Below are 19,233 nucleotides of genomic sequence, written 5' to 3' on the forward strand. Positions count from 1 at the left end.
CCGCCGCGCTCCGGATCGGCGGACGGGCGGCCATGACTAAGGTCGGGATTCCGTGCGAGCTGGGCGTGTCCCGGGGTGCGCGGGACTGGCCCGCGCACCCCGGGACACGACTACTTCGCGTCGGAGTCGCCGTCGGTCTTCTTCGGCTCTTCGTCCGTCTTCGCCTCGCCGGCCGGGGAGTCGTCGGCGGGCTCGTCGCCGGCGTCCTTCTTGCCGAGGTCGACGGCCTTGTCGTCAGCGGTGGCGTCGGCGGCGGAGTCGCCGGTCTCGGTGAGGGAGGAGGCGTCGTCCGGGACGAGGTCGGCGTCGGACTTCAGGTCGTGCTCGATGCCGTGGACGATGCGGTTGTACTCGTCGTCGGTGAGGACGGCACCGATGGCGTTCTTGGCGAAGAGGAGCTCGACGCCCGGTCCGGCGTCGACGAGGACGGTGTCCTCGTTCACCTCCTTGACCGTGGCGTACATGCCCCCGATGGTGCGGACACCGCTGCCGGGCTGCATTTGGTTCCGCATCTCCACGGCCTGCTGCTGCTTCTTCTTGGCCGACCGGGTCATCAGGAACATGGCCCCGATGAGCACGATGAACGGGAGGAGGGTCAGGAGACTCACGGGTCGGTACTTCCTTCACACGACCGCGCTGTGAGCGGCCAGCTGGTTGGGGGTCTGTACGCCGCCGACAAAGGCGGCATCGGCGGAGTCTAAGCGAGTCCGCGCGCATGGAACAACGCCCAGCATGGCACCGGGGTTCCTGCTCCGGCCACTGACCTCGCCGTCCGGACGTGTGACGGCGCCGTCACGCCCCGAACAGGTCCTGTTGTCCGTTTCCCCCGGTCTGGGAGCGCGGCGGGGTGAGGCCGAGATGCGCCCATGCGGCGGGGGTGGCAACCCGGCCTCGCGGGGTGCGGGCGAGCAGTCCCTCCCGCACCAGGAAGGGCTCGGCGACCTCTTCCACGGTCTCACGCTCCTCCCCCACCGCGACAGCGAGCGTGGACAGGCCGACCGGGCCTCCGCCGAACAGCTTGAGCAGGGCTTCGAGCACGCCCCGGTCGAGGCGGTCGAGGCCGCGCTCGTCCACCTCGTAGACGGCGAGGGCGGCCGCCGCGATGTCCTTGGTGATCAGCCCGTCGGCCTTGACCTGCGCGTAGTCCCGGACGCGGCGCAGCAGCCGGTTGGCGATGCGGGGCGTGCCGCGGGAGCGGCCGGCGATCTCTGCGGCGCCGTCCGGCTCGACCTCGACCTCGAGGAGGTTCGCCGAGCGGTGGATGACCCGCTCCAGTTCGGCCGGTTCGTAGAACTCCATGTGAGCGGTGAAGCCGAAGCGGTCGCGCAGCGGGGGCGGCAGCAGGCCCGCGCGGGTGGTGGCACCGACCAGGGTGAACGGGGGCAGCTCCAGCGGGATGGCGGTGGCTCCGGGGCCCTTGCCGACGATGACGTCGACGCGGAAGTCCTCCATCGCCATGTACAGCATCTCCTCGGCAGGCCGGGACATGCGGTGGATCTCGTCGAGGAAGAGGACCTCGCCCTCCTGGAGGGAGGAGAGGATCGCGGCGAGGTCGCCGGCGTGCTGGATGGCGGGGCCGGAGGTGATGCGGATGGGGGCGCCCATCTCGGCCGCGATGATCATCGACAGGGTGGTCTTGCCGAGGCCGGGGGCGCCGGAGAGCAGCACGTGGTCCGCGGTGGCGCCACGCGCACGTGCGGCGCGCAGAACGAGGTCGAGCTGTTCGCGGACCTTCTCCTGGCCGATGAACTCGTCCAGGTCCTTGGGGCGCAGGGCGGCCTCGACGGCCTGGTCCTCGCCGTCGGCGACCGAGCCCACCAGCCGCTCCGCGGCGGGGCCGACGAGCCGCTCGCCGCCGGGTGTGTCGGTCGTGTCGTCCCAGTTCATATGCAGTGCCTCAGCAAGTCGTGGATCAGCGGGCGCGGTTCAGGGTCTGCAGGGCCGCCTTCAGCAGCTGTCCCACCTGGGGCGTGCCCTCGGCGGCCTCGGCCTGCGGGGCCACGGCGGTCACCGCCTCGTCGGCCTCCCGGGTCGCGTACCCGAGGCCGATCAGGGCGGCGTGCAGCTGGTCGCGCCAGCCGGTGCTGACGGGTGCGCCGACGGCGGGCGCGCCGACCGGCTCACCGAGCCGGTCCTTCAGCTCCAGGAGCAGCTTCTGCGCGCCCTTCTTGCCGATGCCGGGGACGGCGGTGAGGGCCTTCTCGTCGGCGGTGGCGACGGCCCTGCGCAGGGCGTCCGGCGCGTGCACGGCCAGCATGGCCTGGGCGAGCCTCGGGCCGACGCCGCTCGCGGTCTGGAGCAGCTCGAAGACCTGCCGCTCGTCGTCGTCCGCGAAACCGTACAGGGTGAGCGAGTCCTCGCGTACGACGAGGGAGGTGTGCAGCTTGGCGGGCCGGCCCGTACGGAGCGTGGACAGCGTGTTCGGCGTGCACTGCACGGCCATGCCGACGCCGCCGACCTCGACGACCGCGGCGTCGGGGGCGAGCGCGGCGACCGTGCCGCTGACGAAGGCGATCATGCCGTTCGGCCTTTCGGTGCTGTGGCGGTGCGCAGGGCGACGGCCTGCTGGAGTCGGTTCTGCGCGGGGGCGCGCCAGATGTGACAGATGGCGAGGGCGAGGGCGTCGGCCGCGTCGGCGGGCTTGGGCGGTGCGCTGAGCCGCAGCAGCCGGGTCACCATGGCACCCACCTGGGCCTTGTCGGCCCGGCCACTGCCGGTGACGGCGGCCTTGACCTCGCTCGGGGTGTGCAGGGCGACGGGGATCCCGCGACGGGCGGCGCAGAGCATGGCGACGGCGCTGGCCTGGGCGGTGCCCATCACCGTACGGACGTTGTGCTGGCTGAAGACGCGCTCGACGGCCACGAACTCCGGCCGGTGCTCGTCCAGCCACTGCTCGATGCCCTGCTCGATGGCGACCAGGCGGTGGCCGAGGTCGGCGTCCGCGGGCGTCCGGACGACGCCGACGCCGACCATGGTGAGCGGCCGTCCGGCGACGCCCTCGACCACGCCGACACCACACCGGGTGAGCCCCGGGTCCACCCCCAGCACGCGCACGCGCCCCTCCCCTTTCTGCGGCTAACCCGCCGCCGCTCTCGCGGACCTGGCTGAGCACCGTCGTGGTTCCTCAATTGATGGTCGCGGTCCGTGGACGGTGATCTTGACCAAGCCAGGCTATCCGCTGCCACCGACAACGACAGCGGGCCGGAAGACTTGTGTCCTCCGGCCCGCCGAGATCGCGGCATTCGCGGCATTCGCGGCATTCGCGGCAGCGTTACGCGCCGACCTTCTCCATGACCTCGTCGCTGACGTCGAAGTTGGCGAAGACGTTCTGCACGTCGTCGCTGTCCTCCAGCGCGTCGATCAGCTTGAAGATCTTCTTGGCGCCCTCCTCGTCCAGCTCGACCTGCATGGTCGGGACGAAGTTGGCGTCGGCTGAGTCGTAGTCGATGCCGGCGTCCTGCAGTGCGGTGCGGACCGCGACCAGGTCGGTGGCCTCGCTGAGGACCTCGAAGCTCTCACCGAGGTCGTTGACCTCCTCGGCGCCCGCGTCGAGCACGGCGGTCAGCACGTCGTCCTCGGTCAGCTCGCCCTTGGGGACGATGACGACGCCCTTGCGGTTGAAGAGGTACGACACCGAGCCCGGGTCGGCCATGGAGCCGCCGTTGCGGGTCATGGCGACGCGAACCTCGGAGGCGGCGCGGTTGCGGTTGTCGGTGAGGCACTCGATGAGCACCGCGACGCCGTTCGGGCCATAGCCCTCGTACATGATCGTCTCGTAGTCGGCGCCGCCGGCCTCCAGGCCCGCGCCGCGCTTGACCGCGGAGTCGATGTTCTTGTTGGGGACCGACGACTTCTTCGCCTTCTGGATGGCGTCGTACAGCGTCGGGTTGCCCTCGGGGTCGGCGCCACCCATCCGGGCCGCCACCTCGATGTTCTTGATCAGCTTCGCGAAGAGCTTGCCGCGCTTGGCATCGATGACGGCCTTCTTGTGCTTCGTCGTGGCCCATTTAGAGTGGCCGGACATCTGCCTGTCTCCTTCGCGTAACCCATCTCAGCAACGAACGCAGGAATCCTACTAGGAGTCGGCTGCCCGGTTCTCGCGCACCATCTCGGCGAACAGGGCGTGCAGGCGGTGGTCGCCGGTCAGTTCCGGGTGGAACGACGTCGCCAGCGCGTTGCCCTGGCGGACGGCGACGATGTGGCCGTCGTGCTCGGCGAGCACCTCGGCCCCGGCGCCGACGGACTCGACCCAGGGGGCGCGGATGAAGACGCCCTCCACGGGGTCGCCCTCGACGCCCTTGACCTGTACTGCCGCCTCGAAGGACTCGTTCTGCCGGCCGAAGGCGTTGCGGCGCACGATCATGTCGATGCCGCCGATGGTCTCCTGTCCCGAGCGGGGATCGAGGATCTTGTCGGCGAGCATGATCATGCCGGCGCAGGTGCCGTAGACGGGCAGCCCGTCGCGCACTCGCGCGCGGAGGGGCTCCATCACCCCGAACAGCACGGCCAGCTTGGAGATGGTGGTGGACTCGCCGCCGGGGATGACGAGGCCGTCCACCTCGGCGAGTTCTTCGGGGCGCCGCACCGGCCTGGCCACGGCGTCGGCCGCGGCCAGGGCGACGAGGTGCTCCCGTACGTCGCCCTGGAGGGCCAGGACGCCGATCACAGGTGCTTCGGTCATGTCTCTGATGTGCCTTACCAGCCGCGGTTGGCGTAGCGCTCGGCCTCGGGCAGGGTGTCGCAGTTGATGCCGACCATGGCCTCGCCGAGGTTGCGGGACGCGTCCGCGATGATCTTCGGGTCGTCGTAGAAGGTGGTCGCCTTGACGATGGCGGCGGCCCGCTTGGCCGGGTCCCCGGACTTGAAGATGCCGGACCCGACGAAGACGCCCTCGGCGCCGAGCTGGCGCATGAGCGCGGCGTCGGCGGGGGTGGCGACGCCACCGGCGGAGAACAGCACGACGGGGAGCTTGCCGAGCTCGGCGACCTCCTTGACCAGCTCGTACGGGGCCCGCAGCTCCTTGGCGGCGGCGTACAGCTCGTGGTTGTCGAAGCCACGCAGCTTGGCGATCTCGTTCTTGATCTGGCGCAGGTGGCGGACGGCCTCGACGACGTTGCCGGTGCCGGCCTCGCCCTTGGAACGGATCATCGCGGCGCCCTCGGCGATGCGGCGCAGGGCCTCGCCCAGGTTGGTGGCACCGCAGACGAACGGCGTGGTGAAGGCCCACTTGTCGGAGTGGTTGACCTCGTCGGCCGGGGTCAGGACCTCGGACTCGTCGATGTAGTCGACGCCGAGGGACTGCAGCACCTGGGCCTCGACGAAGTGGCCGATGCGGGACTTGGCCATCACCGGGATGGAGACGGCCTCGATGATGCCCTCGATCATGTCCGGGTCGGACATGCGGGCCACGCCGCCGTCCTTGCGGATGTCGGCCGGGACCCGCTCCAGGGCCATGACCGCGACGGCTCCCGCGTCCTCGGCGATCTTCGCCTGCTCCGGCGTGACGACGTCCATGATGACGCCGCCCTTGAGCTGCTCGGCCATGCCGCGCTTCACACGGGCGGTGCCGGTCTCGGGGGCCTGGTTCTCGGAGATGGACACGGGTGACCTCGCTGAGTGAAAGGGGGTTACTGCAAGCACCGAGGAAACGTGAGGGGAACAGGCCACATCAAGGGCCAATAGGAAGCCGGTGGATTCTTTTCGGCGAGCGGCCGTTCACCAAGGGTCGGTCACCTCGGCGTGGTCCTCGGGCCTTGCGCGCTCGGAAGGCCCCGTCGGACGTGGATCCGAAGCCCGTCCCCAGCCCGGCACCAGGAAACGACGGAGGGTCCGACCGCAAGTTGCCGGACCGCACGCACGACTAATCGCCAATGAAGATCAGGTAGCCCGAGCGGCGGATCGCTTGGTGAGCCTCCTCGATGACACGCCTCACCACCGGGGTCTTCTCCTCCTCTCGCAGCTCTTCCAGCTCCACCACAAGGCGCTCCAGCTGGGGGGTGTTGAACATCGTGAGGTCGTACGGCGAGATGCCCCGCCGCAGGCTGCTCTCCGGCGCTCGCGCGCACAAGGCGAGGAACGAATCCTCCACATCGTCACCGAACTCCTCGACGACATCCTGCGCGCGGTTCAGTCTCCGCATGCCCAGACCCATGCCGGCTCTCCTCTCTCGTTTCAGGGTGTCGGAGGAATCGGGTACATCGTCAGCAGATCCCCGTACACGCTCACCACGATGGTGACGCAGTGGGTTTCCCGCTCTCCGCTGTCCCTGGAGGACTTGCGAACTTCTTCTTGGGGTCGAGGCAGACGCTCTTCTCACGGTAGGCCGAACCACCGTTCGCGTGGCTCCCCCCTGGTCCGACATCAGCGGTCTGGGCGTCGAAGTGGTAGTAGGCGCCATGGAAGGACTGCCCTTTGAAGGCGTGCTGCGGTTCGCGTTCCCGCGTCCAGGCTTTACCCCTTGCACGTGGCTGACCACCGTGTCCCGGGACGACCTGATCGAGCGGGCGGGCGCCCTGTCCTCAGCGAAGCTCAGCGAGATCGAGGATGCCCTCCGACTCGGTGAACAGGAGAAGGAGTGGACCCCGGCGACGACCGCGAAGCTCAGCGAGACAAGGGACGCCCTCCGTCTCGGCGGACTCGCGTAGGCCGAGACGGAACGGACGCCCCCGATGGCGGGGTCGATCTCGTCCAGACGATCGACGCTGGCCACCTGTCTCCTCGGCGCCCCTCACCCTCGAGATCACGATCTACGGCTGGAGTACTAGGCGGCCCGCTCCACCAATGCCGCCGGAGGCTCGTCGTCCATTTCGAAGGCCAGAGGGAAAGGCGCGTGGCCGGCCAGGCGGAACCAGCGCACCTTGCGGTGCCGGCGCAGGGCCCTGGCCGCCCGTACGGCGTCGTTGTGGAAGCGCCGGGCCATCGGGACCCGGCGGACGGCCTCGGTGAGCTCCCGGGCCGCCTCCTCGCCCCCGGGCGCCTCGCGTACGGCCTCCACCTGCGCGGGCTCGGCGAACACGGCGCGCAGGGCCTGGCTCAGCTCGCTCTCGGCGACCTCCCGCTGTTCCTCCTCGGCCTGCCGGGCGGCGTGGGCGGCCTCGTAGAGCACGATCGAGGCGGCCGGGTCGAGCACCCCGGAGGTGGCCAGTTCCTGTGCCACCGAGGCCCGGCGCAGCAGTTGCGCGTCCAGGGCGGCCCGGGCGGCGTCGATCCGGGCGTGGAGGCGGTCGAGGCGCCCGGCGGTCCAGCTCAGGTAGAGCCCGATCGCCACCAGGGCCACGGCGATCCAGATGAGAGTGGTGGTCACGGGCGGCAAGGCTAGCGCCAGGGCCGGTCCGTCCGTGCGCCCCACCCCGTCCCGCGCACCGGCTGGAAATGCCCCCGCGGCCCGGTGTCAGTCCCGGGCCAGCCCCAGTCGGCCCCAGAGCCCCGTCGTCCGCTCGTCCTCGGCGACCGCCGCCGCCCCCGCGGTCACCGTCTCGTACACCGACAGGATGTCCGCGCCGACGGTCGACCAGTCGAAGCGGCGTACGTGGGCGCTGCCCCGCTCGCGCAGCTCCGCGCGGCGGGCCGGGTCGTCCAGGAGGCGTACGGCCGCGTCGGCCAGGGCGTCGGCGTCCTCGTTGGGGAACAGTTCGCCGGCCTCGCCCCGGTCCAGGACCTGTGCGAAGGCGTCCAGGTCGGAGGCGAGGACGGGCGCTCCGGCGGACATGGCCTCGACCAGGATGATGCCGAAGCTCTCGCCGCCGGTGTTGGGCGCCACGTAGAGGTCGACGCTACGCAGGAAGCGGGCCTTGTCCTCGTCGCTGACCATGCCGAGGAACTCGACGCGGGAGCGCAGCTCGGCCGGGAGCGTCTCCACGGCCTCCTCCTCGTCGCCGCGGCCGGCGACCAGCAGGCGGGTCTGTGGGCGGGCGGCGAGGATCTTGGGCAGGGCCTTCATCAGCACCGGCAGACCCTTTCGGGGTTCGTCGATGCGGCCGATGAAGCCGATCGTGTCACCCTGCCATTCGGCCTTGGGCTCGGCCTTGGCGAAGAAGTCGACGTCGACGCCGTTGGGGATCACCACCGCGTCACCGCCGAGGTGCTCCACGAGGGTGCGGCGGGCGTACTCGCTCACCGCGATCCGCGCGCTGATCTTCTCCAGGGCGGCCTGGAGGATCGCGTACGCGGCGATCATGGCCCGGGAGCGCGGGTTGGAGGTGTGGAACGTCGCCACGATCGGGCCCTGGGCGGCCCAGCAGGTCAGCAGACCCAGCGACGGCGAGGTCGGCTCGTGGATGTGGATGACGTCGAACGCGCCGTCGTGCAGCCAGCGGCGCACCCGGGCGGCGCTCAGGAAGCCGAAGTTCAGCCGGGCCACCGAGCCGTTGTACGGCACCGGCACGGCGCGTCCGGCGGAGACGACATACGGCGGGAGCGGGGTGTCGTCATCGGCCGGGGCCAGGACGGACACCTCGTGCCCGAGCCGGATGAAGTACTCGGCCAGGTCACGGATGTGGAACTGGACGCCGCCCGGTACGTCCCAGGAGTACGGGCAGACGATGCCGATTCTCACGAGGTTCCCTTCGCAGGGTCGAGGTCCGCCAGCCACAGGCGCTGCAGCATGTGCCAGTCCTCGGGATGGTCGGCGATCCCGGTGGCGAAGGCGTCGGCCAGCGCCTGTGTCATGACGGACGTCTTCTCGGCGCGCGTGCCCGACTCGGGCACCTCCACCGGCGGGTGGACGCGGCCCCGCATCACGGGCGACTCGTCGTACCAGAGCGTGACGGGCAGCAGCAGGGCGCCCGTCTGCTGGGCGAGCAGGGCCGGTCCGGCCGGCATCCGGGCCGTGTCGCCGAAGAAGTCGACCTCGACGCCGGAGGCGGACAGGTCGCGGTCGGCGACCAGGCAGACCAGGCCGCCGTCGCGCAGCCGCCGGGCCAGGGTGCCGAAGGCGGTGTCTCCGTTGTGCGGCAGGACCTCCATGCCGAGGCCCTCGCGGTAGGCGACGAACCGGTCGTACAGCGTCTCCGGCTTGAGGCGCTCGGCGACCGTGGTGAAGGGGATGCCCAGCTTGGTGGTGACCCAGGCGCCGGCCAGATCCCAGTTGGCGAGGTGCGGCAGGGCGAGTATGACGCCGTTGCCGGCGGCCAGGCCCTCGGTGAGGTAGTGCAGGTCCTTGCCGTCGAAGCCGTCCTCGATGCGCTCCTTGCTCCACGTGGGGAGCCGGAAGGACTCCATCCAGTAGCGCAGGTAGGACCGCATGCCCGCGCGGGAGAGATCGGCGAGGCGCTCGGGGCCCGCGCCGGGCACCACGCGCGCGTAGTTGCTCTCCAGACGCTGCACGCCCTTGCCGCGCTGTTTCCAGGCGAGGTCGGCGATGGTCCGTCCGAGCCGGACGGCGACCGGCTCGGGGAGCTTCTTGACCGTGCTCCAGCCGAGGCCGTACAGCGCGTCCGTCAGCCGGTCCTGGGCGCTCACGTGGCCGCCTCGCTCCCGTGAGAGGCGTTGTGCTGCTTGCCTTCATTGTCCTGCGCCGCCTCGGCGGCCTCGGCCTCGGCGGACTCCCGGCGGACCGTGACGACCCGCTGGATCAGCGTGACGAGGCTGCCCACGGCGACGATCCACAGGGCGACGGGCAGCAGGTACTGGATACCGGGCACACCGAACGCGTGCAGGCCCGCGAGACCCGCCGCGACCAGGGAGATCACCAGCCGCTCAGCACGCTCCACGAGCCCGTTGACGGCGACCGGCAGGCCGATCGACTCGCCGCGGGCCTTGGTGTACGACACCACCTGCCCGCTGGCCAGGCAGAAGATCGAGACGGCACACAGGACGAGGTCGTCGCCCCCGCCCGCGTACCAGAGGATGAAGCCGCCGAAGATCGCGCCGTCGGCGACCCGGTCGAGCGTGGAGTCCAGGAAGGCGCCCCAGCGGCTGGAGCGGCCCAGCTGGCGGGCCATGTTGCCGTCGACGAGGTCGGAGAACACGAACAGCGTGATCACGACCGTGCCCCAGAAGAACTCGCCCCTGGGGTAGAAGACCAGCGCACCCGCGACCACACCGGCGGTGCCGATGAGCGTGACGGTGTCGGGGCTGACGCCACGCCGGATCAGAAACGCGGCGAACGGTGTGAGGACACGCGTGAAGAATGCACGCGCGTACTTGTTCAGCATGGCCTTCCCGAGGGTCGGTGTCGCCGTCTGGCCCCTGCTGGCCACCGGCTGGCCCATCGTAGCCACGCGCGAGTGCGGGCGAGGGGTGGGCACCCTGACCCCTTCGGTTGAACCGTCAAGCGGCTGCCGGGAGGGGCGATCACGTCGTTCGTATGGACGCACCGTGACGGGAGTGGGAAGGTCGAATGACCGCGGGCGTCGCCGGAGCCGCACCGCACGCGGATCCCGCGTGTCCGCGCCCACAGTGACCTCACCGTGCACGGGAGGCAGGACCATGGGCGACAAGGCACAGACACACCCCGGAGCCGCCGGCAGGGCACAGGCGGCCGACCACCCCCAGTCCGTACGGAATGTGGTGCTGGTCGGCCACTCCGGATCGGGCAAGACCACGCTGGTGGAAGCCCTCGCGCTGACGGCGGGGGCGGTGAACCGGGCGGGCCGCGTGGAGGACGGCGGCACCGTCTCCGACTACGACGAGATCGAGCACCGGCAGCAACGCTCGGTGCAGCTCTCCCTGGTGCCCGTCGAATGGGACGGCATCAAGGTCAACCTTCTCGACACCCCCGGCTACGCCGACTTCGTAGGGGAGCTCAGGGCCGGTCTGCGGGCGGCGGACGCTGCCCTCTTCGTCGTCTCGGCCTCGGACGGCGTGGACGGCTCCACCCGCATGGTGTGGGAGGAGTGCGCGGCCGTGGGCATGCCACGGGCCATCGTCGTCACGCACCTCGAAGCGGCACGCGCGGACTTCGAGGAGATGACACGGGTGTGCGCCGAGGCCTTCGGCGCGGACGACCCCGACGCGGTCCTGCCGCTCTACCTGCCCCTGCACGGCCCCCAGGCCCCGGACGGGCACGCGCCGGTGACCGGCCTGATCGGCCTGCTGTCGCAGAAGCTGTTCGACTACTCGACGGGCGAGCGCAAGGAGTCCGAGCCGGGCGAGGACCAGCTGCCGGTGATCGAGGAGGCCCGCAACCGGCTCATCGAGGGGATCATCTCGGAGAGTGAGGACGAGACCCTCATGGACCGCTACCTGGGCGGGGAGCCGGTCGACGTCAAGACGCTGATCGACGACCTGGAGCGCGCCGTCGCACGCGGGGCGTTCTTCCCCGTCCTGGCCGCCGCCCCCGCGGCCGAGGGCTCCCGGCAGGGGCTCGGCACGGTGGAACTGCTGGAGCTGATCACGCGGGGTTTCCCGACCCCGCTGGAGCACGAGACGGTGCGGGTCACCACCATCGACGGCAAGCCGAGGGAGCTCAAGCCGTGCGACCCCGACGCCCCGCTGGTCGCCGAGGTCGTGAAGACGTCCTCGGACCCGTACGTCGGCCGGCTGTCCCTGATCCGCGTTTTCTCCGGCACTCTGCGCGCCGACCAGACGGTCCACGTCTCCGGGCACGGCCTGGCCGACCGCGGGCACGAGGACCACGACGTCGACGAGCGGATCGGCGCCCTGTCCACGCCGTTCGGCAAACAGCAGCGCCCGGTGTCGCACGTCATCGCGGGCGACCTCGCGTGCGTGGCCAAACTGAGCCGCGCCGAGACCGGGGACACCCTGTCCGCCAAGGACGACCCGCTGCTCATGGAGCCCTGGCAGATGCCCGACCCGCTGCTGCCGCTGGCCATCCAGGCACACAGCAAACCGGACGAGGACCGGCTCTCCCAGGGCCTGGCCCGGCTGGTGGCCGAGGACCCGACGATGCGGCTCGAACAGAACCAGGACACGCATCAGGTGGTCCTGTGGTGCCTGGGCGAGGCGCACGCGGACGTCGCCCTGGAGCGGCTGCGCAGCCGGTACGGCGTCCAGGTCGATGTCGTCCCGCACCGGGTCTCCCTGCGTGAGACGTTCGCGAGCAAGTCGGCCGGGCGCGGCCGGCACGTCAAACAGTCCGGCGGGCACGGCCAGTTCGCCATCTGCGAGATCGAGGTCGAGCCGCTGCCCGGTGGTTCGGGCATCGAGTTCGTGGACAAGGTCGTCGGCGGCGCGGTGCCGCGGCAGTTCATCCCGTCGGTGGAGAAGGGCGTACGGGCCCAGGCCGCCAAGGGAGTCGCCGCCGGGCATCCGCTCATCGACGTACGTGTGACGCTGCTCGACGGCAAGGCGCACTCGGTGGACTCCTCCGACGCCGCGTTCCAGACGGCCGGCGCGCTCGCGCTGCGGGAGGCCGCGGCGGACGCGAAGATCCATCTGCTGGAGCCGGTGGCCGAGGTGTCGGTACTGATCGGCGACGAGTTCGTGGGTGCCGTGATGAGCGATCTGTCGGGGCGCCGCGGCCGGGTGCTCGGCACCGAACAGACGCCCGGCGGCCGCACCCTGATCCGGGCCGAGGTGCCCGAGATCGAGATCGGCCGCTATGCGATCGACCTGCGGTCGATGGCGCACGGCACGGCCCGTTTCAGCCGCCGCTACGCGCGGCACGAGCCGATGCCGCCGCAGGTCGCGGAAAGGGTGCGCGAGGAGGCGCGCGCGGCCTCGTAATTGGCGCCCGGCGCCACCAAGTTCCCCCCTGGGGGCTTCTCTCCGCAGCGGCGGGTGGCTTGCGGGCCGCCCGCCGACGGATGCCGGCGCCTGCCGATACGCTGATGACCTGATCAACAGGTGTGCGGAGCGCGGAAGTCGGGAAGGCCGCAATGCAGGTGCGGCAGCGATGGGGGCGGCAGTGACGGACGGATTCGACTTCAGCCCAGGGGCTCAGGTGCCCCTGGCGGGTGCGACTGGCCAGACGGCGGCGACCTACGCACTGGCCGCCGCGGCGTACCGGGACGACGAGGTCACCAAGATCCTGAACGCGGACAACGAGTGGCACCAGTCGAAGGTGACCCCGCCGCGTCCCTGGGCGAAGATCTTCCGCCCGCGTTTCGGGGAGGCCTTCTCCCGCGCCGTCATCGACCGGATGCTGGGTGCGGATCGCGCACCGGTCATCCAGTCCTTCGGCATCGAGCCCCAGGTCGTCGTGGAGCACTGTCTGGCGGCCCACCGCATCCGCCGCGACCGCGACAACTGGCTCTCGGCGGTCACGGTGATCTGCGGGGTGCTCTTCCTGCCGGGCTTCCTCGTGTGGCTGCTGGTGTTCACGTTGCGCACCACCATGGCCAAGCGCGAGGACAAGCGCGCCGGCGCCCTCGCCACGACCCTGCTGGTCGCGGTGGGCGCCCTCGCCGTGCTGTTCCTGATCCGCATGCCGTTCACGGGTTTCTGGGCCCTCTACGGGCGCGCGGCGGTCATCATGCCGGTCGTCGGCTGGTTCTGGGCCAAGCACATCTGCGAGCGGACGGCCCGCGACCTGCGGGAGCGGTGGGCGGGTCTGCTGTCCGGCGGCGGCGTGGGAGCCAAGATCCCCGAGGCCGTGCCGGGCAATCCCGGCGACGCGGCCGAGCAGGTGCGCAAGGAACTGGCCCGCCTCGGCGCCGAGCAGCGCTCCAACTCCGTCTTCTACGCGGGCCCCAGGGGCATACTCGGCATGGGCACGCGCTGGGGCAGCTGGCAGCTGGCCGAGGAACTGGTCTCCGCGGAGCCGGGCAAGGACTTCCACCCCTTCCGCAGCTGGGACGTCATCGTGGCGATCCAGGGCGGACTGAGCATGCTGGAGCGCACGTCCATCAACACCGGCGGCTTCCCCAAGCCGTCGATCACGCACTGGATCGTCACGCCGATCGGGGAGAAGGCGACGGAGGTGTCCCGGCCGAGCGGCACGGACGTCGACGCGTACACGATCCGGACGCACGCCGTCCAGGACATCTGCAACAAGCAGCAGTTCGGCAGCGGCGACCGGCACTACCTCGGCGTGCAGTGGACGCTCTGGGACGGCCATCTGGTGATCACGATGCTGATCACGGTGACGGTGCTGCACGACACCCTGCGCATCGAGGTCACGGGGCACGCGCTGGGGCCGGTCAACCCTTTGTTCAACGAGAAGCCCGCGGCCAAGGAGAAGACGGTCCAGAAGTCCTTGCGGTTCTGGGAGACCCGCACCGTGAAGCTCCCGCTGATCGACACCGACGAGGTGGTCCGGCTGGCCGCGCGGGCCCCGCTGACCTGGTACCCACCGCTGCTGAACTGGCTCGGCGGCAAGCTGACGCTTCCGGAGCCGTTCGGTCTGCGGCACGCGTGGGCGGATCAGCCGTGGCGGCACCGGTTCATGGCGGACGACGCCCTTCGGGCCGCGACGCCTGTGCTGCGTGTGGTGCATGCGGCGGCGTTGAAGGTGCTGCGGGAGAACGGGGTGGACGTGGAGAAGTTCGGGGCGCGGTCGGCGGCGCTCAGTGGGACCGTGCAGGAGGCTTCGCCGAAGAAGGCGGACGTGTACGACGCCTAGTTGTTGAGGTGCGCGGCGTTGTCGCTGGGGCGGGGGGTGTGCGCACTCGGCGCTGCGAGGTGCCGCCTGCGCCCACCCTCCCCCAAGCTCTCGGCTTCGCTCGAGCAGGGGGGACCCCCATCGCCCCAGCGGCACGACTGCCCGCAGGCTAGGTAGCCGGCCAGGCCTCCGACAGCATCTTCCTGGTGTCGGCCAGGAGCTGCGGCAGTACCCGCGTGTGGCCCACCACCGGCATGAAGTTCGTGTCCCCGCCCCAGCGCGGCACGATGTGCTGGTGCAGGTGCGCCGCGATGCCCGCGCCGGCGACCGAGCCCTGGTTCATGCCGATGTTGAAGCCGTGTGCGCCGGAGGCCGTGCGCAGGGCCGTCATCGCCTGCTTGGTGAGCTCGCCGAGCTCGGCGGTCTCCCCCGCGGTGAGGTCGGTGTAGTCGGCGACGTGGCGGTAGGGCACCGTCATCAGGTGGCCGCCGGTGTACGGGTACAGGTTGAGCACCGCGTAGACCTGCTCGCCGCGCTTGACGACCAGCCCGTCCTCGTCGGACTTGGCCGGGATCGAGCAGAAGGGGCAGCCGTCGCCGGAGCCCGGGCCGGTCGGCTTGTTCTCGCCCTGGATGTAGGCCATCCGATGGGGCGTCCACAGACGCTGGAACGCGTCCTGCGTCCCCACTCCCAGCTGCTGCTCCGGCTCACTCGTCATGCAGTGCAGCATATGGCGTCGAGCTGGGGGGACGGCAAAGGCCCCCGGGATCTCTCCGGGGGCCCGTGCGCCCTGTGATCAGACCTGCGCCCGCTCCTCGACGACCTTCTGGATCTTCGCGATGGCCTCGTCGAAGGGGATGCCGTTCTCCTGGGAGCCGTCGCGGTAGCGGAAGGACACGGACCCGTGGGACATGTCCTCGTCGCCCGCGATGACCATGAAGGGCACCTTCTGCTTCTGGGCGTTGCGGATCTTCTTCTGCATCCGGTCGGAGGAGGAGTCCACCTCGACGCGCAGGCCCTTCTGCCTGGCCGCCGCCGCGAACTTCTCCAGGTACTCGACGTGCGCGTCACCGATCGGGATGCCGACCGCCTGGACCGGGGCGAGCCACGCCGGGAAGGCACCGGCGTAGTGCTCCAGGAGCACCGCGAAGAAGCGCTCGATCGAGCCGAACAGCGCGCGGTGGATCATGACCGGGCGGGTCTTGGAGCCGTCCGCGCCCGTGTACTCGAGGTCGAAGCGCTCCGGCAGGTTGAAGTCGAGCTGGATGGTCGACATCTGCCAGGTGCGGCCGATGGCGTCCTTGGCCTGGACGGAGATCTTCGGCCCGTAGAAGGCGGCACCGCCCGGGTCCGGGACCAGCGGCAGGCCCTGCCTCTCGGCGACCTGGCGCAGTGTCTCGGTCGCCTCCTCCCAGGCCTCGTCCGAGCCGACGAACTTCTCCGGGTCCTTGGTGGACAGCTCCAGGTAGAAGTCGTTCAGGCCGTAGTCGCGCAGCAGGTCCAGGACGAAGGTGAGGAGCTTGTCGAGCTCCTCGGACATCTGCTCGCGGGTGCAGTAGATGTGCGCGTCGTCCTGGGTGAAGCCGCGGGCCCGGGTGAGGCCGTGCACGACACCGGACTTCTCGTACCGGTACACGGTCCCGAACTCGAACAGGCGCAGCGGCAGTTCGCGGTAGGAGCGGCCGCGCGCGTCGAAGATCAGGTTGTGCATCGGGCAGTTCATGGGCTTGAGGTAGTAGTCGACGCCCTCGTCGAGCTGCATGGGCGGGTACATGCCGTCGGCGTACCAGTCCAGGTGGCCCGAGGTCTCGAAGAGCTTGCCCTTCGTCGCGTGGGGGGTGTAGACGAACTCGTAGCCCGCCTCCTCGTGCCGCTTGCGCGAGTAGTCCTCCATGACCCGGCGGATGATGCCGCCCTTGGGGTGGAAGACGGCGAGGCCGGATCCGATCTGCTCCGGGATGGAGAACAGGTCGAGCTCGCTGCCGAGCTTGCGGTGGTCGCGCTTCTCGGCCTCGGCGAGGAACTCCAGGTGCTGCTTCAGCTCGTCCTTGCTCGGCCAGGCGGTGCCGTAGATGCGCTGGAGCATGGGGTTCTTCTCGCTGCCGCGCCAGTAGGCGGCCGCGTTGCGCATCAGCTTGAACGCCGGGATGGCCCGGGTCGAGGGCAGGTGGGGACCGCGGCAGAGGTCCTTCCAGCACAGCTCGCCGGTCTTGGCGTCCAGGTTGTCGTAGATCGTCAGCTCGCCGGCGCCGACCTCGACGTCCGCGCCGTCGTCGCTGGACGCGGAGCCCTTGAGGCCGATCAGCTCCAGCTTGTACGGCTCGTTCGCGAGCTCCTCGCGGGCGGCCTCGTCGGTGACCGCGCGGCGGGCGAACTTCTGCCCGCGCTTCTGGATCTCCTGCATCTTCTTCTCGATGGCCTTGAGATCCTCGGGCGTGAACGGCTTCTCGACGTCGAAGTCGTAGTAGAAGCCGTCCTTGACGGGCGGGCCGATGCCCAGCTTGGCCTCGGGGAAGAGTTCCTGCACGGCCTGGGCCATGACGTGCGCGGTGGAGTGGCGCAGGATGTTGAGGCCGTCCTCGGAGGAGATCTCGACGCCTTCGACCTCGTCGCCGTCCAAGAGGGCGTACGACAGGTCCTTGAGCTCGCCGGCCACGCGCGCGGCGATGATCGAACGCTGGCCGGCGAAGAGCTCGGCGGCCGTAGTGCCCGTCGTCACCACGCGTTCTTCCCGCTCGGAATCGCGCTGGATGATCACACGGACGTCTGACACCGGTCTCTCCTGACTGAAGGTGGGGCTGCGGGCGCCATACCGGAGCGCGCGCACGAGTAAGGATCGTACCGACCTCGGACCGCCCTGGGCGAAATCAGTCCCCGCAGTCCCCGCCGCAGGCCTCCTCGAAGAAGTCGAGGTTCTCGTGGAGCTCCTTCATCATCCGGTCCCGCTCGGCGTCGTCGACATGCACCGGTACGACGCCGTGGGCGCCGGTGAGGCGCCGGAATCCGCCGCGGCTCTCCAGCCGCCCCCGCACCCGCACCGGCAGTCCGACGAGGTGGGCGTGCCCGGCGATCCGATACGCCTCCTCGTCCAGGGTGATCCGCACGTGCGGCACGTCGATCCCGGCGAGCACACGCAGCCGTACGGTGCCCTCTCCACGCGGCCCCGACCTGCGCATCCGGACGACCGTTCCGGTGATCCGGACCGGCACGGCGGGTTCCTCGCGGCGGTAGCGTGCCCCGGCCTCGCGCAGCGCGGGCAGGTCACCGGGCGAGAACTCCACCGGCTCGGCGGAGGGTGCGCAGCCCTCGGGCACTCCGGCCGCCGGGGCCCAGTCGACGGCGATCCGGGCACCCTCGGTACCCCGGACCAGGGACACGAGCGCCTCGGTGAACTCATGGCTCACTCCCGCCTCGACCGCCCCGTCGAAGGCGTCCATGCCACCGGTGGCGCGCTGGTAGTCGATGGCCTCCCGGGCGGCGAACAGGGCGTGGTGGAGACGTACCGCGAGCGGGCGGCCGCCGGCGACGGGCACGAAGGCGGTGAGCCGGCCGTCGGTGGCGGAGCCGACGAGGACGTTCTCCAGGGACGCGGCCGCGGAGCGGCGGTGGCGGGCCCCGTGGTAGCCGGTCCGTGCGCGGGTGGCGAGTGCCGCCGCGAGCAGCATGCGGCGGGCGGCGGTGCGCAGCCGGTCCTCGACGGCCCAGGGCGCCGCACCGGCCGGCCCGGCTGGTACGTCGTGCCACCAGCGGATCTCGTCGCTGGGCACGGCGAGGGAGACGAGGACCTCGCGTGCGGCGGGTGAGCCGCTGCGGGACAGGGCGAGCATCGCCTCACCGAGCAGGTCGTCACTGTCGGGGAAGGCGCGGCTCTCGGGCACCAGCAGGCTGGTGCCGCTGCCGCCGGGGCCGGGCGGGGTCCAGCGGCCGTAGCGCCCGGGTGCGCCGCCGCGTCGCTGCCATCCGTGCCGGCGCAGCAGGGTGCCCAGGACGGCCGGGTCGACGTCCAGGGGCTCGGGTGGGCGGCCGTGCCGGCCCGTGGTCTCGGCGGGGTGCGGCCGGACCTGCCGTACTGGCTCCTCCGTGGGGCGGTGCGTCACGGTCTGTCTCCCGTCCCGACCCGGGTCATGATCTCGCACAGCGCCCGGTCGTCGAAGATGCGTGAGGTCGGTATCCGCACGGTGGTGCGGCGGCGGCCGGTGATGGGGTGGCCGGCGAGGTTGGTCCAGTAGCAGCAGTGCCTGAGGTCGAGCCGGTCGTGGCCGGCGCGCAGCCAGTCGTCCTGGGAGCGCGGCACCAGCATCACCACCAGGATCTTGTGCACGGAGACGGGTGTGCGGGCGAGCTTCGCCAGGTGGTCGTTGTCGAGGGTGAAGGCGAAGGTGCGGCCCGGAGGGTTCGGCGGCACCTGGTAGGTGGCCTTGAGCTGCACCTTGATGGTGACCTCGTCGTCGACCGTGTGCCCGGGGGCGCTGTGGCTGACGTGCCAGTCGATGCCGTTGTCCGGGAACGGCTGGGACAGCGAGCAGCCGGCGGCCGCCGCGACGGCGTGCAGATAGCCGACCTGCAGCGTCTCCATGCAGGCGGTGGTGGCGAGAGTGCCGCGGGAGGGAGCCGTGCGCTCGGGCAGCAGCCCGCCCCGTTCGGGCTGCGCAATGGCCATGGCCAACAGCCTTCCAGAACAAGTGAGTCCCCGTTGCGGGCCGCTGAACTGCATCAACCCGTACTTCTGTTGTCTCCTTCCGGCGTACGGCGCAAACAGCCCGGGTATCACCGGATCGGGCAGCGGACGG

Annotated in this window: 19 protein-coding genes; 3 read left to right on the top strand and 16 right to left on the bottom strand. The window is 70.7% G+C overall.

The window, feature by feature from the left end:
- Nucleotides 1-110: 110 nt before the first annotated feature.
- From yajC to IE97_RS0122895, 8 genes are all read right to left on the bottom strand, one after another.
- Nucleotides 111-608, bottom strand: a complete 498-nt coding sequence (yajC, locus tag IE97_RS0122860; RefSeq protein WP_030243679.1) for a preprotein translocase subunit YajC — start codon at nucleotides 606-608, stop codon at nucleotides 111-113.
- Between the two features lie 184 nt (nucleotides 609-792).
- The gene (ruvB, locus tag IE97_RS0122865) at nucleotides 793-1,887 is read right to left on the bottom strand and encodes a Holliday junction branch migration DNA helicase RuvB (protein ID WP_030243681.1); all 1,095 of its coding nucleotides are present in this window, start codon (nucleotides 1,885-1,887) and stop codon (nucleotides 793-795) included.
- A 25-nt stretch (nucleotides 1,888-1,912) separates the two neighbouring features.
- Complete coding sequence (gene ruvA, locus IE97_RS0122870) at nucleotides 1,913-2,518, bottom strand: Holliday junction branch migration protein RuvA (protein WP_030243683.1); 606 nt, start codon at nucleotides 2,516-2,518, stop codon at nucleotides 1,913-1,915.
- A complete protein-coding gene (gene ruvC, locus IE97_RS0122875) occupies nucleotides 2,515-3,054 on the bottom strand; it encodes a crossover junction endodeoxyribonuclease RuvC (RefSeq protein ID WP_030243685.1) in 540 nt (179 codons plus the stop codon). The genes ruvA and ruvC overlap by 4 nt, the downstream gene beginning before the upstream one ends.
- 217 nt (nucleotides 3,055-3,271) lie before the next feature.
- Nucleotides 3,272-4,024 (bottom strand): YebC/PmpR family DNA-binding transcriptional regulator, encoded by a 753-nt coding sequence (locus IE97_RS0122880; RefSeq protein ID WP_030243687.1) that lies wholly within the window; start codon nucleotides 4,022-4,024, stop codon nucleotides 3,272-3,274.
- A 51-nt stretch (nucleotides 4,025-4,075) separates the two neighbouring features.
- On the bottom strand, nucleotides 4,076-4,681 hold the full coding sequence (pdxT, locus tag IE97_RS0122885; RefSeq protein WP_030243690.1) for a pyridoxal 5'-phosphate synthase glutaminase subunit PdxT: 606 nt from the start codon (nucleotides 4,679-4,681) through the stop codon (nucleotides 4,076-4,078).
- 14 nt (nucleotides 4,682-4,695) lie between these two features.
- Nucleotides 4,696-5,601, bottom strand: coding sequence for a pyridoxal 5'-phosphate synthase lyase subunit PdxS (pdxS, locus tag IE97_RS0122890; protein WP_030243693.1), 906 nt, complete (start codon nucleotides 5,599-5,601; stop codon nucleotides 4,696-4,698).
- A 259-nt stretch (nucleotides 5,602-5,860) separates the two neighbouring features.
- Nucleotides 5,861-6,151: a hypothetical protein gene (locus IE97_RS0122895; protein ID WP_030243695.1), complete on the bottom strand. Its 291-nt coding sequence runs from the start codon at nucleotides 6,149-6,151 to the stop codon at nucleotides 5,861-5,863.
- A 187-nt stretch (nucleotides 6,152-6,338) separates the two neighbouring features.
- Between IE97_RS0122895 and IE97_RS0122900 the strand changes: the two genes are divergently transcribed.
- On the top strand, nucleotides 6,339-6,644 hold the full coding sequence (locus IE97_RS0122900; RefSeq protein WP_234310816.1) for a hypothetical protein: 306 nt from the start codon (nucleotides 6,339-6,341) through the stop codon (nucleotides 6,642-6,644).
- A gap of 116 nt (nucleotides 6,645-6,760) precedes the next feature.
- Here IE97_RS0122900 and IE97_RS0122905 read toward each other — a convergent pair whose 3' ends face one another.
- The 4 genes from IE97_RS0122905 to pgsA all read right to left on the bottom strand — a co-directional run bounded on the left by IE97_RS0122905 (nucleotide 6,761) and on the right by pgsA (nucleotide 10,211).
- Entirely contained in the window at nucleotides 6,761-7,303 is a 543-nt protein-coding gene (locus IE97_RS0122905; RefSeq protein ID WP_030243701.1) for a membrane protein, read from the bottom strand.
- An 87-nt stretch (nucleotides 7,304-7,390) separates the two neighbouring features.
- The gene (locus IE97_RS0122910; protein WP_030243705.1) at nucleotides 7,391-8,554 is read right to left on the bottom strand and encodes a glycosyltransferase family 4 protein; all 1,164 of its coding nucleotides are present in this window, start codon (nucleotides 8,552-8,554) and stop codon (nucleotides 7,391-7,393) included.
- Complete coding sequence (locus IE97_RS0122915) at nucleotides 8,551-9,459, bottom strand: phosphatidylinositol mannoside acyltransferase (protein ID WP_030243708.1); 909 nt, start codon at nucleotides 9,457-9,459, stop codon at nucleotides 8,551-8,553. The genes IE97_RS0122910 and IE97_RS0122915 overlap by 4 nt, the downstream gene beginning before the upstream one ends.
- Nucleotides 9,456-10,211 carry a phosphatidylinositol phosphate synthase gene (gene pgsA / locus IE97_RS0122920; protein ID WP_030243711.1) on the bottom strand — a complete coding sequence of 252 codons (756 nt, stop codon included), beginning with the start codon at nucleotides 10,209-10,211 and terminating at the stop codon, nucleotides 9,456-9,458. The genes IE97_RS0122915 and pgsA overlap by 4 nt, the downstream gene beginning before the upstream one ends.
- A gap of 217 nt (nucleotides 10,212-10,428) precedes the next feature.
- Between pgsA and IE97_RS0122925 the strand changes: the two genes are divergently transcribed.
- Nucleotides 10,429-12,627, top strand: coding sequence for an elongation factor G-like protein EF-G2 (locus tag IE97_RS0122925; protein ID WP_030243714.1), 2,199 nt, complete (start codon nucleotides 10,429-10,431; stop codon nucleotides 12,625-12,627).
- Between the two features lie 169 nt (nucleotides 12,628-12,796).
- Nucleotides 12,797-14,464, top strand: coding sequence for a hypothetical protein (locus tag IE97_RS0122930; RefSeq protein WP_051705078.1), 1,668 nt, complete (start codon nucleotides 12,797-12,799; stop codon nucleotides 14,462-14,464).
- A gap of 148 nt (nucleotides 14,465-14,612) precedes the next feature.
- Here the strand turns inward: IE97_RS0122930 and IE97_RS0122935 are convergent, their stop codons facing one another.
- The 4 genes from IE97_RS0122935 to IE97_RS0122950 form a co-directional block, all read right to left on the bottom strand.
- Nucleotides 14,613-15,173, bottom strand: coding sequence for an HIT family protein (locus tag IE97_RS0122935; protein WP_030243718.1), 561 nt, complete (start codon nucleotides 15,171-15,173; stop codon nucleotides 14,613-14,615).
- A 66-nt stretch (nucleotides 15,174-15,239) separates the two neighbouring features.
- On the bottom strand, nucleotides 15,240-17,216 hold the full coding sequence (gene thrS / locus IE97_RS0122940) for a threonine--tRNA ligase (protein WP_030243722.1): 1,977 nt from the start codon (nucleotides 17,214-17,216) through the stop codon (nucleotides 15,240-15,242).
- Between the two features lie 94 nt (nucleotides 17,217-17,310).
- A complete protein-coding gene (locus IE97_RS0122945; protein ID WP_030243726.1) occupies nucleotides 17,311-18,540 on the bottom strand; it encodes a hypothetical protein in 1,230 nt (409 codons plus the stop codon).
- Nucleotides 18,537-19,103: a DUF4365 domain-containing protein gene (locus tag IE97_RS0122950; RefSeq protein WP_030243729.1), complete on the bottom strand. Its 567-nt coding sequence runs from the start codon at nucleotides 19,101-19,103 to the stop codon at nucleotides 18,537-18,539. Before IE97_RS0122950 ends, IE97_RS0122945 begins: the two co-directional genes overlap by 4 nt.
- Between the last annotated feature and the right edge of the window lie 130 nt (nucleotides 19,104-19,233).

It is taken from the genome of Streptomyces sp. NRRL S-455 (assembly GCF_000717875.1).
Classification (GTDB): domain Bacteria; phylum Actinomycetota; class Actinomycetes; order Streptomycetales; family Streptomycetaceae; genus Streptomyces.

Excerpts from the sequence above, each read along its gene's own strand:
- ruvB (WP_030243681.1), bottom strand. The coding sequence starts at position 1,887 with ATGAACTGGGACGACACGACCGACACACCCGGCGGCGAGCGGCTCGTC.
- ruvA (WP_030243683.1), bottom strand. The coding sequence starts at position 2,518 with ATGATCGCCTTCGTCAGCGGCACGGTCGCCGCGCTCGCCCCCGACGCC.
- IE97_RS0122880 (WP_030243687.1), bottom strand. The coding sequence starts at position 4,024 with ATGTCCGGCCACTCTAAATGGGCCACGACGAAGCACAAGAAGGCCGTC.
- pdxT (WP_030243690.1), bottom strand. The coding sequence starts at position 4,681 with ATGACCGAAGCACCTGTGATCGGCGTCCTGGCCCTCCAGGGCGACGTA.
- IE97_RS0122895 (WP_030243695.1), bottom strand. The coding sequence starts at position 6,151 with ATGGGTCTGGGCATGCGGAGACTGAACCGCGCGCAGGATGTCGTCGAG.
- pgsA (WP_030243711.1), bottom strand. The coding sequence starts at position 10,211 with ATGGGCCAGCCGGTGGCCAGCAGGGGCCAGACGGCGACACCGACCCTC.
- IE97_RS0122925 (WP_030243714.1), top strand. The coding sequence starts at position 10,429 with ATGGGCGACAAGGCACAGACACACCCCGGAGCCGCCGGCAGGGCACAG.
- IE97_RS0122930 (WP_051705078.1), top strand. The coding sequence starts at position 12,797 with ATGGGGGCGGCAGTGACGGACGGATTCGACTTCAGCCCAGGGGCTCAG.
- IE97_RS0122935 (WP_030243718.1), bottom strand. The coding sequence starts at position 15,173 with ATGCTGCACTGCATGACGAGTGAGCCGGAGCAGCAGCTGGGAGTGGGG.
- IE97_RS0122950 (WP_030243729.1), bottom strand. The coding sequence starts at position 19,103 with ATGGCCATTGCGCAGCCCGAACGGGGCGGGCTGCTGCCCGAGCGCACG.